Below are 14,262 nucleotides of genomic sequence, written 5' to 3'. Positions count from 1 at the left end.
CTACCGGGGATTTATGACAAAACGATGAATGCGCGGTGTCAAAAAGATGAAAGGCGGAAGGAGAGCGACGGGGTAAAACCGATGCAGGCATTTCCCCTGGAGGCGGCGCCGGCCGCGCCTTGTCAGGCCGGCCTGACGGTGGTGAACCGGAGCCCCGGTCAGCGTAATGCCGCCGGGGAGCGCCTCACAGGAACAACAAAATTAGTGGGTATCGACTTCGATGCGCAGGCTATCGTGACGCCAGTACTCGATATCGTAATCCAGGATACGCCCGTGCTGATCGTAATTCAGACGGCGCAGCAGCAGTGCCGGACGCCCTTCCATCACCCCCAGCGCCTCCGCCGCCTGCGGTGGCATGGAGGTTGGATAGAATGACAAATGCATACTGGTATATATCAGGTCGTAATGAGCCTGATAAATCTCGGTCAGGCTGCCGTTCAGATCGTGACGCAGCAGCTCCGGCACTCGCGCCGGCAGGCAGTGGTTTTCGCTGTAGCAAATCGCCCGTCCGTCGGCATACCGCAGGCGCGTCAGCAGATAAACCTGATCGAACGGCTGCAGCGCCAGCGGCGCCATCACATCAAGCGGCACCGCGGCCAACCGACCGTTTAGCAAAACCGTTTTCGGCTCTCGCCCCTGCTCCAGGCATAGCTTATGGAAGTTGGTGTTTTGCGTCGGATCCAGCCACAGGCGCTCGGGGGTCACAAACCAACCGCGGCGATCTGCACGATAAATCACGCCGCTGGCTTCCAGCTGCGCCAGGCTCTCGCGCACCGTAATCCGCGTGGTATTGAAAATAGCGCACAGCTCGCGTTCTGAGGGCAGTTTATCGCCGCTTTTTAACGCCCCGTTTTCGATACGAGCCTGTAATTGCGCCTTAATCAGCAGGTATTGCGGCGTTTCGCCAGAGGGTGATTTCATGTTGACTCGCAAACAGATTTGATAGCGCCATTATACCCATGGAGATGAATTTTTTGTTGCAGCACGATCTTTTCTTTGACCTTTGGCATCCCTTATCAGCATCATAATATTAATCTGGTATAGACCAATGGTGAGATAAATGACTTCACGCAATTACCTGCTGCTGACCCCCGGCCCGCTGACCACCTCCCGTACGGTAAAAGAGGCCATGCTGTTCGATAGCTGTACCTGGGATGATGATTACAATCTCGGCGTAGTACAAACCATTCGCCAGCAGTTGGTACGGCTGGCTACCCCGGCCGAAGGCTACACCTCGGTTCTGCTGCAGGGCAGCGGCAGTTACGCGGTCGAAGCGGTACTCGGGAGCGCAATCGGCCCGCAGGGCAAAGTGCTGATCATCAGCAACGGGGCCTACGGGGCGCGGATGATTGAAATGGCGGAAATGATGGGCGTTGCCTGTCACCCGTATGACTGCGGCGAAGTCGCCCGTCCAGACGTCGCAGCGATCGAACGGATCCTCCAGACGGACCCGGCGATCACCCATATTGCCATGGTTCATAGCGAAACCACGACCGGGATGCTTAACCCCATCGAAGAGGTGGCGGTACTGGCGCAGCGCTATGATAAACGCTACATCGTGGATGCCATGAGCAGCTTCGGCGGTATTCCGCTGGATATCGCCGCGCTGAACATCGATTACCTGATTAGCTCTGCCAACAAATGCATTCAGGGCGTGCCGGGATTCGCTTTCGTCATTGCCCGCGTGAGCGAACTGGAGACCTGTAAAGGCCGCTCGCGCTCGCTGTCTCTGGATCTGTATGCCCAGTGGCGATGCATGGAAGATAACCATGGAAAATGGCGCTTTACCTCCCCCACCCACACCGTGCTGGCTTTTGCCCAGGCGCTGAAAGAGCTGGCCGAAGAGGGCGGCGTGGTCGCACGCCACCAGCGCTATAGCGCCAACCAGCGCCGTCTGGTCGCCGGGATGCGTGCGCTGGGCTTCCAGCCGCTGCTGGACGACAGCCTGCATTCACCGATCATTACCGCGTTTTACTCTCCGGACGCGCCGCAGTACCGCTTCAACGCGTTCTATCAGAAGCTGAAAGAGCAGGGCTTCGTTATCTATCCGGGTAAAGTCTCGCAGAGCGACTGTTTCCGTATTGGCAATATTGGCGAGGTGTATGCCGCCGATATTACCGCCCTGCTGACCGCTATCGACAACGCCATGTACTGGACTCACTAAGGAACCGCCATGAACCGTATTACCGCACTGATCCTTGACTGGGCTGGCACCACCGTGGATTTCGGCTCATTTGCGCCGACGCAAATTTTCGTCGAGGCCTTTCATCAGGCATTTGATGTTGATATCACCCTGGCAGAAGCCCGCGTACCGATGGGGCTCGGCAAGTGGCAACATATTGAAGCGCTGGGTAAATTACCTTCCGTGGATGCCCGCTGGCAGGCGAAATTTGGCCGGGCGATGACCGCGGCTGATATTGATGCGATTTACGCCGCGTTTATGCCGCTGCAAATCGCCAAAGTTGTCGACTTTTCTGCACCGATTGCCGGGGTTGTTGAGACGATTTCCGCACTGCGTGCTGAAGGGCTGAAAGTGGGTTCCTGTTCAGGCTACCCGCGCCCGGTGATGGAGAAGCTGGTGCCCGCCGCCGCCGCCCAGGGCTATGCGCCGGACTACTGGGTCGCCACCGACGACCTCGCGGCCGGCGGCCGTCCAGGCCCGTGGATGGCGTTGCAAAACGTCATTGCTCTGGGTATTGATGCCGTCGCTCACTGTGTGAAGGTGGACGATGCTGCTCCAGGGATTACCGAAGGGCTGAACGCCGGCATGTGGAGCGTCGGCCTGGCGGTGTCCGGCAACGAGTTTGGCGCCACCTGGGAAGAATATCAGGCAATGACGACGGCAGAGATCGCCACCCGCCGCGAGAGTGCAGCAAGCAAGCTGTATGCCGCGGGGGCGCATTATGTGGTTGATACGCTGGCCGACCTGCCGGAAGTGATTGCCGATATTAACGCCCGTCTGGCAAAAGGCGAACGCCCATAGATTTATTTCACTGCCTTTTCCCGGGCGGCGTCATACGTACCCTGCCCGGGTTGCCTCGTCCGTGAAACGCAGTCCCGACTACACCCGGACTTTGACAGCCACCAGCAGGCCGGTCAACAGCATCAACGCGCCGGAAATCACCAGCGGCGATAGCAGGCCAAGATGATCCAGCGCCACGCCACCTACCGCCGCACCGCAGGTATTGGCCAGCTGAATGACCGCCACCTGGATCGATCCGGCCTTCTCCGCCTGGTCGGAGAGCGAGCGGGTGATCCACGTTGACCACCCAACCGGAATCAATGCAAAAGCAAAGCCCCAGATTATCGCCACCGCCGATGCCACCACCTGACTTTCCCCCCACAGCACCAGCACCGTCGCACTTGTCGCCAGTACCAGCGGAGCAGCCGTTAAGGCCGCCTTCACCGAGCGCCTGAGGATGACCGACGACAGCGAGGTACCGATAAAGCTGGCAATACCGAAGCTCAGCAAGACTAACGTCAGGCCATCAACATCAAAACCGGCGAGGGTCATATAGACCGGACGAATATAGGTAAAGAAGGCAAACTGCCCGGCAAAGGCCATAAAGATGGCGCACATCCCGGCCATCACACCGGGGCGTTTCAGCAGGCCGAACATATTTTGCTGTTGATGCGGCGCTTCGCCGGGTAAAGAGGGCAGCACCTTCAGTACCCAAAGCGTACAGAGTACGCCCATCACCGCCGCCGCATTAAAGACGTTACGCCAGCCGATAACGCCGCCCAGAAAGCTACCCAGCGGCGCGGCAATCACCAGCGCAATCGACACCGCGCCAAAGATAACCGATAGCGCTTTTGGCACCACTCGCATCGGGACAAGGCGCATCGTCAGCGAGGCGGACATCGCCCAGAAGCCGCCCAGCGCCAGCCCGAGACAGGCTCGGCCCACCAGCAGCAGCGCAAAGCTATTGGCGAAAGAGACCAGCAGACAGGATACCGTCAGCAGAACCGAGAAGAGAATCACCACATAGCGGCGATCGGTACTGCGAATCATGGAGGTGATAAACAGGCTGGCGAACATCGCCACAAACGCCGTGGTGGTGACCGACTGGCCGGCCAGCCCTTCAGAGATCCCCAGATCCTGGGCCATCGGCGTCAGCAAACTCACCGGTAAAAACTCAACGGTAATCAGGCAGGCCACGCAGAAGGCCACCGCGAAGACCGCCGACCAGTTTGGCCGCGCGTGTTCGCTGGCATGTTGTTTGGCTTCATTCAGAGGAGTCATCAGTTACCTGCAAGGTTGAATGGCGGAAAAGCTGCGCAGTGTAACATTTTGTGTGTGACTAATTTAACGTTTTGACAACTTCAAACTTGATTATTGTGGCTGATGAGGTGGCGAGCCGGTCAGACGAGGCTCGCCAACGCTCAGACGGCAGCATCAAGCGCGCAGCGCTTTTCTCGCCGCCGTGGCCAGGCCGCAAATCCACTCCTGGTGACCATTGATCATCGGGTTCGGTAGCGTCTGCGCCAGGGTCCGTGCCGGTACGCCTTTTTGCGACTCCTGAGTCAGAATGCGCACGCGATTGCCGGGTAAGTCTTCGAACAGCCAGGCATGAATCACGTCCAGACGCGTGGTTTCATCGCCTTCTGCCCAGCCGTGCCAGGCGATGCGCGCCGCCTGCCCGGCCACCGGCGGAACATATTCGGTGACCTGCGCTTCAATCGGGAAGCCAAAAGTGGCGAACCGGAAGCGGGCGTTGGCGCTCAGCATCGGTCCGCTACCATCATGAAAACGGATATCGGCCACGTTACTGTAATAGGTTGGCCACAGCGTGGTGTCGTTGAGCTGCGCCCAGATATCTGCCGCCGTCAGGCCGCTGACGATGATTTCGTTGGAGGCGAAGTTATCGGTGGTACCGGGCAGGTATGCTTCCGGCCAGACGATGGCGCTTTGTTGCATTGACTGTGTCATAAAAGACCTCGTAACTATGTGATTTCACGAGATCTATCATCTGTCCGGAAGTGATATAAATCTAATCACCATCGTTGATGGTGATTATCACGTACCGTGATATCAATGCAGCCAGTGCACGCCGTCTTCGGGTAAAAACAGCGCGTTATAGCGCTGCTGGAGGGCGACAATCTCGCTCAGATCCGGGTCCAGCTCGCGCAGAAATCCTTGTGCCAGACGGATCTGCGCATCGGTAATTGGCGCGGCCAGGCGGGCCTTTTGCATCAGACGATACCAGTAGTGCAGGTTCTGTTCACCGCTATCCACGATTCCCACCTGCCAGATCAACAGGACCTGGGCGGCGTTTTGCAGATGCGCCTCATTGGGGCGCTCAAGGTAATGAAGGTACTCATTTCCGGCGGTTTTTCCCAGCTGATCGATCATTGACTCCAGCGGCACCGGGGTAATGGCTAACCGTTCGCTCAGGCGGCGAATAGCACGGCGTGAATCAGAGGTAAGCACCCGAAAACCGACAACAAATACAACCACCAGCGTGGCTAATCCTAACCAGATCATGCTTCCTCTCAATCTACCGCAGCCCCACTATCATAATGGGAATTTGCGCGCTGTCGACTCCCCGGCATACCATAATGTGACTTATCGCCGCTGCGGACCTTCATCATGAAATCTGATATCAGAAACCTCGATCTGAATCTGCTGAAAGCGCTGGATGCCCTGCTCGATGAACGCAGCGTTACCCGGGCTGCGACGCGGCTTTCCCTGACGCAGCCGGCGGTCAGCGGCATGCTTACCCGGCTGCGGGAAGCCTTTAACGACCCGCTGTTTATCCGCGCCCCACACGGTATGGTGCCGACTCTGCGCGCGCAGGCGCTGGCTTCGCCGGTTAAGCAGCTGCTGGCGGATGCCGAAGCGCTGCTCTATCCGGCCACCTTCGACCCGCGACAGGCGGATTTTACCTGGACAATGGCGGCGACCGACTACGCGCTCAAAGCGGCGATCGTGCCGTTTATCGCCGCGCTGAAAACACGGGCGCCGGGCATTCGCGTTCGCGTTATTCCGGACTCTCCGCAGATGCTCTTTGCCCAGACCGAGCGGGGTGATGTCGATATTGCACTGCTGACGCCTCATTCCACGCCGCCCGATCTCCACAGCCGGACGCTGTATCAGGAAGAGTACGTGTGCCTGATGCGGGCAGACCATCCGCTGGCCGCCGCGCCGTTAACCCTCGATCTTTTCTGCTCGCTGGAACATGTGCTGGTCTCCTGGCAAGGCGATAGCTTTCGTGGCGTAACCGATGAGGCGCTGGCGGCGCTGGGACGTTCGCGGCGAGTGGGGCTGTCGGTGAGTAGTTTTCTGGTGCTGCCCGAGATTCTGGCGATCAGCGACATGATAGCCGTGGTGCCGCGCCGGCTGGCGAAGATGGCCGACGGGATGCGCATCGCCCCGCCGCCGCTGACAATACCCGGATTTAGCAAAAGCATGGCCTGGCATGAACGTAGCCATCGCGACCCGGCGCAACAGTGGCTGAGGGAGCTGTTGTTCAGGACTAACCAGCAAAAGTAAATAAACAGATTAAAAAGAAACAAAATAAACCACAAACAGGCACATGAACGCATATTATTTAACACAACCGTTGCTTCAGCCCTTTTATCTTTTCATGTCGCAGCGGCGCCTTAGCATTATAAAACCGCGGCACAAATAGTTTAAATAAAAGGGGACAGAGTCAATTGCGCCACAATTGAACAAATAACCACCAGATCTTCAGCGTTTAATAATCTACTTAATACTCATTTTTGACCCCCATCACAAAAACAGCACCTTCTCGTTGATAAAAATACCCCCGACTTCAGTACGAACTTTCACTTATCGTAAAATTCAAAATTAATAGGAAACCATTATGGGAACAGTTAGCTCAGGCTCTGCTCATAAAATGGGAGTCATTGCCCTGACATTAGTGACCGCATCGAATATGATGGGGTCAGGTGTATTTATGTTACCAACTAATTTAGCAGGCATTGGTTCTATCTCAATATGGGGATGGGTATTTACCATTATCGGTGTTATTGCCCTCGCATTAGTGTTTGCTAAAACCAGTCTCATTACACCACGAACCGGAGGGATCGTTGCTTATGCCAGCGATGCTTTTGGGCCATTTATCGGATTTCAAACTACCATCTGTTACTGGATAAGCGCCTGGGTTGGTAATGTTGCCTTACTGGTTGCTGGCGTTGGATATCTAAGTTTCTTTTTCCCTGAATTAAAAAACCCGGTCTATGGCTGTATCGCTGCCATTATTATTTTGTGGGCATTTGTATTCCTTGCGAGTTTCGGTGCCAGGGTCGCCGGTCGGGCACAGTCCTTCACCGCAACCTGTGGCCTTGTCGTTATTTTAGGCGTGGGCCTGGTGGGTTGGTTCTGGTTTAACCCAGAAATGTATTCCGAAGTTTATAATGCGACCGGGCGCAGTAATTCCTCCGCAATTATTTCTGCATCCTCGATTGCTCTCTGGGGATTCTTAGGAATTGAATCTGCTGTCGTCTCAACAGGGCAAGTTGAAAATCCTGAGCGTACCGTACCTCGTGCGACGGTAATGGGACTGCTTATCGCCTCTGTATGTTATGTCGGGAGTTGCACCGTCATCATGGGCCTGGTTCCGCATCATGTTCTGATCACCTCGGCTGCGCCATTCGCAGACGCCGCGCGCTACATGTTCGGTAATATGGCGGGTAACATTGCCTCCGCCTTGAGTATTATTGCCTGCTTCGGCTCAATCTCGGGTTGGCTCATTTTGCAGTCAGAAGGGCCACGTGCAGGTGCTCAGCAAGGCCTGTTCCCGAAATTTTTCTCTGACACCAATAAACAGGATGTCCCGATGAAAAGTCTTATTTTCACCGGTATTCTGATGAGCATTGTATTACTGCTTACCGCCTCACCAAACCTCGCCAAGCAGTTTGAAGTCATTATCTTAATGTCAGTATTCGCTTCTTTGCTCCCGTATATGTATGCATTGATCTCCTTACCGATCATTCTCGTATCAAAGAAAATGAACCGCGGCAGCACCTTTATGTTTTACTGCACGCTTGTCGTCATTGGCATGATCTACTGTATTTTCGCCTTACTGGGGTCAGGTAGCGATTCCATGTTCTGGGGAATACTTATGATGATGGTGACTATTCCTTTATTTTCTTTCGTGGCTGCAGGAAAAAGCAAAAAAGGCCAAACCACTCTCTATTTAGACAAGTAAATCCAGATATATAAATAAGAACACCAAGGAGTTTAAAATGACATTATCCATTAGCGATCAAAATAAACTTGATTCTTTCTGGTCATATTGTGTAAAAAACCAATATTTTAATATCGGATATCCTGAATCGGCAGATTTTGATTACACCATCCTTGAACGTTTCATGCGCTTCTCAATCAACAACTGTGGTGACTGGGGGGAATACTGCAACTACTTATTAAACTCCTTTGATTTTGAAAAAGAGGTCATGGAGTATTTCGCCCAGCTATTTAAAATCCCATTTGAAGAAAGCTGGGGGTATGTGACCAATGGCGGTACCGAAGGCAATATGTTTGGCTGCTATCTGGGTCGGGAGATTTTCCCCAACGGTACACTATACTACTCGAAAGATACCCATTACTCCGTGGCAAAAATCGTCAAGCTGTTGCGCATAAAATCGACGCTTGTTGAATCGCAGCCCAATGGTGAGATGGATTATGCCGATTTAATCAAAAAAATAAAACGCGACAATGAAAAGCACCCCATTATTTTTGCAAATATCGGGACTACCGTTCGCGGAGCTATTGATAATATTGCCATCATTCAGCAATCAATTAGCGAACTGGGCATTGAGCGCAAAGATTATTATCTTCACGCTGACGCGGCGCTGAGCGGAATGATCTTACCTTTTGTGGATAATCCACAGCCGTTTAACTTCGCAGATGGCATTGATTCCATTGGTGTTTCCGGACACAAAATGATTGGCTCACCGATTCCTTGCGGCATTGTTGTTGCTAAAAAGAAAAATGTCGATCGGATCTCTGTAGAGATTGATTATATTTCTGCTCACGATAAAACCATTTCAGGTTCGCGTAACGGTCATACCCCACTCATGATGTGGGAGGCAATTCGTAGCCATTCATGGGAGGAGTGGCGGCGTCGCATCGAACGCAGCCTGAATATGGCGCAATATGCCGTTGACCGTTTTCAGTCCGCGGGAATTGATGCCTGGCGCAACAAAAACTCCATCACCGTCGTCTTCCCTTGCCCATCAGAGGCCGTCTGGAAGAAACACTGTCTTGCTACATCTGGCGATATTGCCCACCTCATCGCCACCGCGCACCACCTTGATTCCAGCAAAATTGATGCACTGATTGATGACGTGATCGCCGACCTGAAAAAACAGGCCGCATAGTAAAAGGGCAGTGATAATCACTCACTGCCCTCCAGGACAGACGTCACCGATGCCGAGACCAATCAATATCGGTGCGTCCTTCAGGCTCTGTTCCTACGGAGCCTTAATTCAGATTACCGCTTTGTCGATATGTTGTAACGACAAAATTGTGCCTGAGACATTCGCCGGGGAGACATCAGACTCCGCTGCGACTGTTTTTCATCATCCACCTAATGGGGACTGGCATGAGTAAATGCTGCGCGAGAACCAATCAGATGGGCCTGCTTGCCCTGACCGTGATGACAGCATCAAATATGATGGGAAGCGGGGTCTTTATGCTGCCCGCCACACTCGCACGTATCGGTGCGATTTCCGTGTGGGGATGGGGGGTCGCTTTTTTAGCCATTACTGCACTGGCACTCATCTTTTGCAAAATGAGTGAGTTATTTCCACGAAATGGGGGAATTATTGCCAGTATAACGGCGAGTTTTGGCCCTTTCGTTGGCCTGCAAATGACCCTGTTTTACTGGCTTTCAACGTGGATTGGCAATTGCGCCTTGCTACTTGCCGGCGTGGGCTATCTCTCCTATTTCTTCCCCGCACTGCATAACCCCCTCTACGGCACCAGCGCTTGTATTATCTTGTTATGGCTCTCTGTCCTGTGGGGATTAAGAGGTGCAAAGCTGGTGGGATACGCTCAGCTGTTTACCGGTGGGTGCATGGTGGTGGTCATCCTGAGCATCGGTATGCTGGGCTGGTGGCATTTTGATGCCGGGCGTTATCAGATGAGCTGGAATGTCAGTAACCATAGCGACCTGCAGGCCATTATCAACGCCGCCACGATATCGTTATGGGGATTCCTCGGTATTGAATCGGCATCAGTCTCTTTTGGGCAGGTAAAAAATCCCCGTCGCACCATCCCTCTGGCGACCTTACTGGGCTTAGCCATTGCGGGATTATGCTATGCCACATCCACCAATGTCATGATGGGCATACTGCCACATGATGTTCTGGTGAATTCATCCTCCCCCTTTGCCGACAGCGCTGCCGCGATGTGGGGGAAAGTCGCCGGCTCTCTGATTTCCGCTATGGTGGTTATCGCCTGTCTTGGCGCAATGCCTGGCTGGCAAATTCTCCAGACAGAAGTCCCCAGAGCCGCCGCAGAGGATGGACTTTTACCGGATTTTTTTGCCCGAATAAACCGTCATGGTGTTCCGTGGGCAGGGCTCGTTTTCACTGCATCTTTGATGACCCTGCTCCTGCTGCTAACGCTGTCACCCGATTTACAAAGCCAGTTCAAAACCATTATTACCCTGGCCATCTCCGCCAGCCTTCTACCCTACGCTTTCGCTGCCATTTCACTCCCGGTAATGATGGTCATCAATCGCCAGAAGAAACATACAAACTTCTATTGCTACTGCTGCCTCAGCTTCGTTGCGCTTTGTTTCATCACATTAGCCCTTATGACAGAAAGTTCGGCAACGGTGGTGTGGGGAATCGTTTTACAGCTGGCCACTCTCCCTCTTTATCTTTTCTACATTGCCAGGCGTCATCGTCAAAAAAATGACGTCTCAGAAACACGCCCAACAAAACCCTCTTTTTCTAATTTAAGTAAGGAGTTGTCATGAACAAGATCCAGGCTATACGAGGTATGAGAGACGTTCTTCCCGATGAAACCCCCATGTGGCAGTGGCTGGAAAGAAAGCTCCACCATATGGCATTTCGTTACGGATATCAGGAGATGCGGTTGCCACTGCTCGAACCCGTGACGCTGTTCGAAAGAGCGGTGGGTGAGGCGACCGATATCGTTTCAAAAGAAATGTATGATTTCACAGATAAAAGTGGTGAACATATCACTCTTAGACCTGAAGGAACCAGCGGCTGTATGCGTGCCGTGCTGGAAAACAATATGTGTTACAACAAGTCACAGCGCTTGTGGTATCAAGGACCGATGTTTCGCTATGAGCGCCCGCAAAAAGGCCGCTTGCGCCAGTTTACACAATTTGGCATCGAAGCATTCGGCATGTCCGGCGCCGACGTGGATGCCGAGCTCATTTTTATGGTTCGGGATCTCTTTGAAGATTTAAATATTACTCAGAACGTCCGCCTTGAAATAAACTCCCTCGGCACCTCCGCAGAACGGCAGGCGCACCGCGAAGAGCTGGTCAAATGGTTCACTAAGCATGCCGCTATGCTCGATGAAGATAGCGTGAAACGTCTTGCCATCAACCCCTTACGTATTCTCGACAGTAAAAATCCTGACCTTCAGAACGTTATTGAACATGCTCCACGTCTGCTTGATTTTTTAGGTGAAGAGTCTCGCCAGCATTTTGATACCCTACGGACGATTTTGGATAATGCAGGAATTACCTATCAAATTAACCCCCGCCTGGTACGCGGCTTAGATTATTACTCTCGGACGGTCTTCGAATGGGTTACTGATGATTTAGGGTCTCAGGGTACCGTTTGTGGTGGTGGCCGCTACGATGGCCTCGCAGAACTGTTTAGCGGCAAGAAACTTCCCGCATGTGGTTTTGCCATCGGTATCGAACGCTTACTCTTGCTGCTACAAACCGTTTGTGACGGCCAGAACCCACAATGGCAATCGGCACCTGATATTGCTATTACCAGCGAGCTAAATGATGGTGGTATCCGCGCACAGATGCTGGCTTGTCAGTTACGCAGAGACCTGCCTGGTTTAAACGTATTGACTGATTGCAGCGGCGCGAAATTAAAGCGGCAACATCAAAATGCGCTTAAAAGTGGTTGCCAATACATTCTTACAATTAATTATGACGAAAATCTTCGGCTGTGGAATTTGCAAAATAATCAGCAAGAATCCATGAGTATAGAGCAGGTAAAATTACAGATTTCAGAAATTAGTCACAAATAAAAAAGTGAGCTATCAAACTACCCTTGTCGTTTTTTGGTAGCTCCTGTAAGATCTTCAAATATGGGAGTGAGAATGATTAACATTAAGACAATCATAATAAAACAAACATCCTGCCTCCCTCCTTATATTATCAATCACTAAATTAAGTAATTTAACTATGCCGCGAAAAAACAGATTATTCATTGATGGCATCCCTCATCTTGTAAAACTGTCAGGGCATAATGATGAGGTTATATTTAAAGATGACGAAGACATTAGCAATCTTTATCATTGCGTTGATAATGCATTAGCTATTTACAGCATAAAACTACATGCATATTCATTGTCGTTGCAAAAAATAACATTACTCCTTTCTGCCCCGGACAAAGAAAGCCTGGGACGTTTCATGCAGCACCTTGGGAAAGGTTACGCGCATGATTTCAACCACCGACATCAGCGGCATGGCACGCTGTGGGATAGCCGTTACGATTGCAGCCCGGTCGAACCCAATGCGTATTTTTTACTCGTTAAAAAATATATTGAATGTCACTGCACTGATGAGTTTTCCCATCACAGCTCTGCCGATGCGCCGCAGCAACGAATTACACCTCATGACGAGTATTTACGTCTGGGTGAAAATGCATTACAACGTCGCAATATTTACCAACAGTTTTGCCTCGGCAGCATGAGTCCGGCAATAATAACGCGGATTGAATCTGCATTAACCCAAAATTGCCTGCTGGCTACCACCGCATACTCTAAATCACTTGAGGAAAAACTCCAACGGAATTTACGTCCGCGGAAAATAGGCCGCCCCAGGAAACATGACCACAATCCCGCGGCAACCTGGGAGTGGCTAGAAAAAAAAGCAGAATACCTGTTGCGCCAGTATTGTTATCACGAAATACGAACCCCGTTGCTGGAAAAACTTGAGGAAGATTTAACTCAGTCTTTTTGTTCTGACTCCGGCGAGCTTTTATTAAATCATCAGGCATTACTTCGCGGTGATGGCACCATGGGGTGCTTACGGCTACTGTCACAGCATCGAAATTTGCAAACTGAAACAAGAGTCTGGTATCAGGGGACCATGTTTCGTCGTCAGCATCAGCAAAATATTAGCCAGTTTCACCAGCTGGGTGTTGAGACCTTCGGCTATTCCGATATTGGCATTGAAATCGAACTTATTTCCCTGCAGTACGATTTTTTTAAATCTCTTCAGTTATTACCGTTCATCGACCTCAAAGTTAACACTACCGGAAATCAGGAAGAGTTTGCGCATTTTCGTCATGCCCTACAACAATACTACCGTCCTTTCGCCGCCCTGTTGAACGCCCAACAACTTAACTGGCTCAACACCCGTCCGGAACGTTTATTAACGGATAAAGACAGTTTAATGCAGCGTCTTGCGGAACCGGCTCCTCAATTAGAGTCATGGATATCAGCCCGCTCACGTCAGCGATTCACCCGGCTCTGTGACACCCTGACGGCCTTGCATATCCCGTTTACTCACGACCGCAAACTTTTCCCCGTGAATAACTACAATGATCTTATTTTTGAGTGGCACTCTGACGCCCCGTATCGCCATCAATTGTTATGCCGGGGAGGACGCTATGATCATACTGCCAGCCAGCTGATTGGCCACCCTGTGTCCGCCTGTGGGTTTGCTTTTATGCTGGAACCCATCATGCATCTGCTCAGCAGTACCAAAAAAGTTAACTTACCCGGCAAGCATATTGATCTGGTGATTATTCCATGTCAGGAAAGAGCCCGCAGCGTGGCATTGACCCTGAGCCGGCGCTTACGCCGCAGTTTTCCACATTTAAGCATTCTGAATGATTGTTCTTCTTTACGGCTCGCAACCAGACAAAAAAATGCCCAGCGTCAGGGCGCGCGCTTTATTTTACTTATTGATGGCAATGAGACCGAAGTGACATTTTACGACGAAGAAAATCATGATTGGGTACAAATTTCACTCAACGATGTCGTCGCCCATTTGAGTCATTCACTGATGATGTAATAAAAAAGCCCGGCATAAATGCCGGGCAACGTTACCCATACGTATC

12 protein-coding genes are annotated in these 14,262 nt (G+C 51.9%); 8 read left to right on the top strand and 4 right to left on the bottom strand.

Features of this window, described 5'->3' with window-relative positions:
• Positions 1–201: 201 nt before the first annotated feature.
• On the bottom strand, positions 202–921 hold the full coding sequence (phnR, locus tag OQV00_RS00255) for a phosphonate utilization transcriptional regulator PhnR (RefSeq protein WP_015585481.1): 720 nt from the start codon (positions 919–921) through the stop codon (positions 202–204).
• A gap of 139 nt (positions 922–1,060) precedes the next feature.
• On the opposite strand from phnR, the gene phnW reads away from it, so the two are divergent.
• Both phnW and phnX read left to right on the top strand, forming a co-directional pair.
• Entirely contained in the window at positions 1,061–2,164 is a 1,104-nt protein-coding gene (gene phnW, locus OQV00_RS00250) for a 2-aminoethylphosphonate--pyruvate transaminase (RefSeq protein WP_015585480.1), read from the top strand.
• Between the two features lie 9 nt (positions 2,165–2,173).
• Positions 2,174–2,983, top strand: coding sequence for a phosphonoacetaldehyde hydrolase (gene phnX / locus OQV00_RS00245; protein WP_015585479.1), 810 nt, complete (start codon positions 2,174–2,176; stop codon positions 2,981–2,983).
• Between the two features lie 78 nt (positions 2,984–3,061).
• On the opposite strand, the gene nepI is transcribed toward phnX, so the two are convergent.
• The 3 genes from nepI to OQV00_RS00230 all read right to left on the bottom strand — a co-directional run bounded on the left by nepI (position 3,062) and on the right by OQV00_RS00230 (position 5,485).
• Positions 3,062–4,243: a purine ribonucleoside efflux pump NepI gene (gene nepI / locus OQV00_RS00240; protein ID WP_054828988.1), complete on the bottom strand. Its 1,182-nt coding sequence runs from the start codon at positions 4,241–4,243 to the stop codon at positions 3,062–3,064.
• A 153-nt stretch (positions 4,244–4,396) separates the two neighbouring features.
• A complete protein-coding gene (locus OQV00_RS00235) occupies positions 4,397–4,918 on the bottom strand; it encodes an SRPBCC family protein (RefSeq protein WP_032718432.1) in 522 nt (173 codons plus the stop codon).
• Between the two features lie 114 nt (positions 4,919–5,032).
• Positions 5,033–5,485: a DUF1198 family protein gene (locus tag OQV00_RS00230; protein ID WP_004869077.1), complete on the bottom strand. Its 453-nt coding sequence runs from the start codon at positions 5,483–5,485 to the stop codon at positions 5,033–5,035.
• Between the two features lie 105 nt (positions 5,486–5,590).
• Between OQV00_RS00230 and OQV00_RS00225 the strand changes: the two genes are divergently transcribed.
• The 6 genes from OQV00_RS00225 (at position 5,591) to OQV00_RS00200 (ending at position 14,216) form a co-directional block, all read left to right on the top strand.
• Positions 5,591–6,493 (top strand): LysR family transcriptional regulator, encoded by a 903-nt coding sequence (locus tag OQV00_RS00225; RefSeq protein ID WP_015585476.1) that lies wholly within the window; start codon positions 5,591–5,593, stop codon positions 6,491–6,493.
• A 334-nt stretch (positions 6,494–6,827) separates the two neighbouring features.
• A complete protein-coding gene (hdcC, locus tag OQV00_RS00220) occupies positions 6,828–8,174 on the top strand; it encodes a histidine-histamine antiporter (protein WP_004869082.1) in 1,347 nt (448 codons plus the stop codon).
• 37 nt (positions 8,175–8,211) lie between these two features.
• Positions 8,212–9,348: a histidine decarboxylase gene (locus OQV00_RS00215; protein ID WP_004869084.1), complete on the top strand. Its 1,137-nt coding sequence runs from the start codon at positions 8,212–8,214 to the stop codon at positions 9,346–9,348.
• 254 nt (positions 9,349–9,602) lie between these two features.
• Positions 9,603–10,955 (top strand): amino acid permease, encoded by a 1,353-nt coding sequence (locus tag OQV00_RS00210; protein ID WP_266280727.1) that lies wholly within the window; start codon positions 9,603–9,605, stop codon positions 10,953–10,955.
• On the top strand, positions 10,952–12,220 hold the full coding sequence (hisS, locus tag OQV00_RS00205) for a histidine--tRNA ligase (protein WP_266279651.1): 1,269 nt from the start codon (positions 10,952–10,954) through the stop codon (positions 12,218–12,220). Before OQV00_RS00210 ends, hisS begins: the two co-directional genes overlap by 4 nt.
• 157 nt (positions 12,221–12,377) lie before the next feature.
• Positions 12,378–14,216: an ATP phosphoribosyltransferase regulatory subunit gene (locus OQV00_RS00200; RefSeq protein WP_004869092.1), complete on the top strand. Its 1,839-nt coding sequence runs from the start codon at positions 12,378–12,380 to the stop codon at positions 14,214–14,216.
• The last annotated feature ends 46 nt before the right edge of the window (positions 14,217–14,262 follow it).

The organism is Klebsiella sp. DY2415 (assembly GCF_026314315.1).
Lineage (GTDB): Bacteria > Pseudomonadota > Gammaproteobacteria > Enterobacterales > Enterobacteriaceae > Klebsiella > Klebsiella ornithinolytica.
This window is presented reverse-complemented; position numbering and strand designations above follow the sequence as displayed.

Coding starts and splice junctions, on each gene's coding strand:
- OQV00_RS00200 (WP_004869092.1), top strand. CDS start 12,378: ATGCCGCGAAAAAACAGATTATTCATTGATGGCATCCCTCATCTTGTA.
- OQV00_RS00210 (WP_266280727.1), top strand. CDS start 9,603: ATGGGCCTGCTTGCCCTGACCGTGATGACAGCATCAAATATGATGGGA.
- OQV00_RS00235 (WP_032718432.1), bottom strand. CDS start 4,918: ATGCAACAAAGCGCCATCGTCTGGCCGGAAGCATACCTGCCCGGTACC.
- OQV00_RS00215 (WP_004869084.1), top strand. CDS start 8,212: ATGACATTATCCATTAGCGATCAAAATAAACTTGATTCTTTCTGGTCA.
- phnX (WP_015585479.1), top strand. CDS start 2,174: ATGAACCGTATTACCGCACTGATCCTTGACTGGGCTGGCACCACCGTG.
- phnR (WP_015585481.1), bottom strand. CDS start 921: ATGAAATCACCCTCTGGCGAAACGCCGCAATACCTGCTGATTAAGGCG.
- OQV00_RS00225 (WP_015585476.1), top strand. CDS start 5,591: ATGAAATCTGATATCAGAAACCTCGATCTGAATCTGCTGAAAGCGCTG.
- hdcC (WP_004869082.1), top strand. CDS start 6,828: ATGGGAACAGTTAGCTCAGGCTCTGCTCATAAAATGGGAGTCATTGCC.
- phnW (WP_015585480.1), top strand. CDS start 1,061: ATGACTTCACGCAATTACCTGCTGCTGACCCCCGGCCCGCTGACCACC.
- hisS (WP_266279651.1), top strand. CDS start 10,952: ATGAACAAGATCCAGGCTATACGAGGTATGAGAGACGTTCTTCCCGAT.
- nepI (WP_054828988.1), bottom strand. CDS start 4,243: ATGACTCCTCTGAATGAAGCCAAACAACATGCCAGCGAACACGCGCGG.
- OQV00_RS00230 (WP_004869077.1), bottom strand. CDS start 5,485: ATGATCTGGTTAGGATTAGCCACGCTGGTGGTTGTATTTGTTGTCGGT.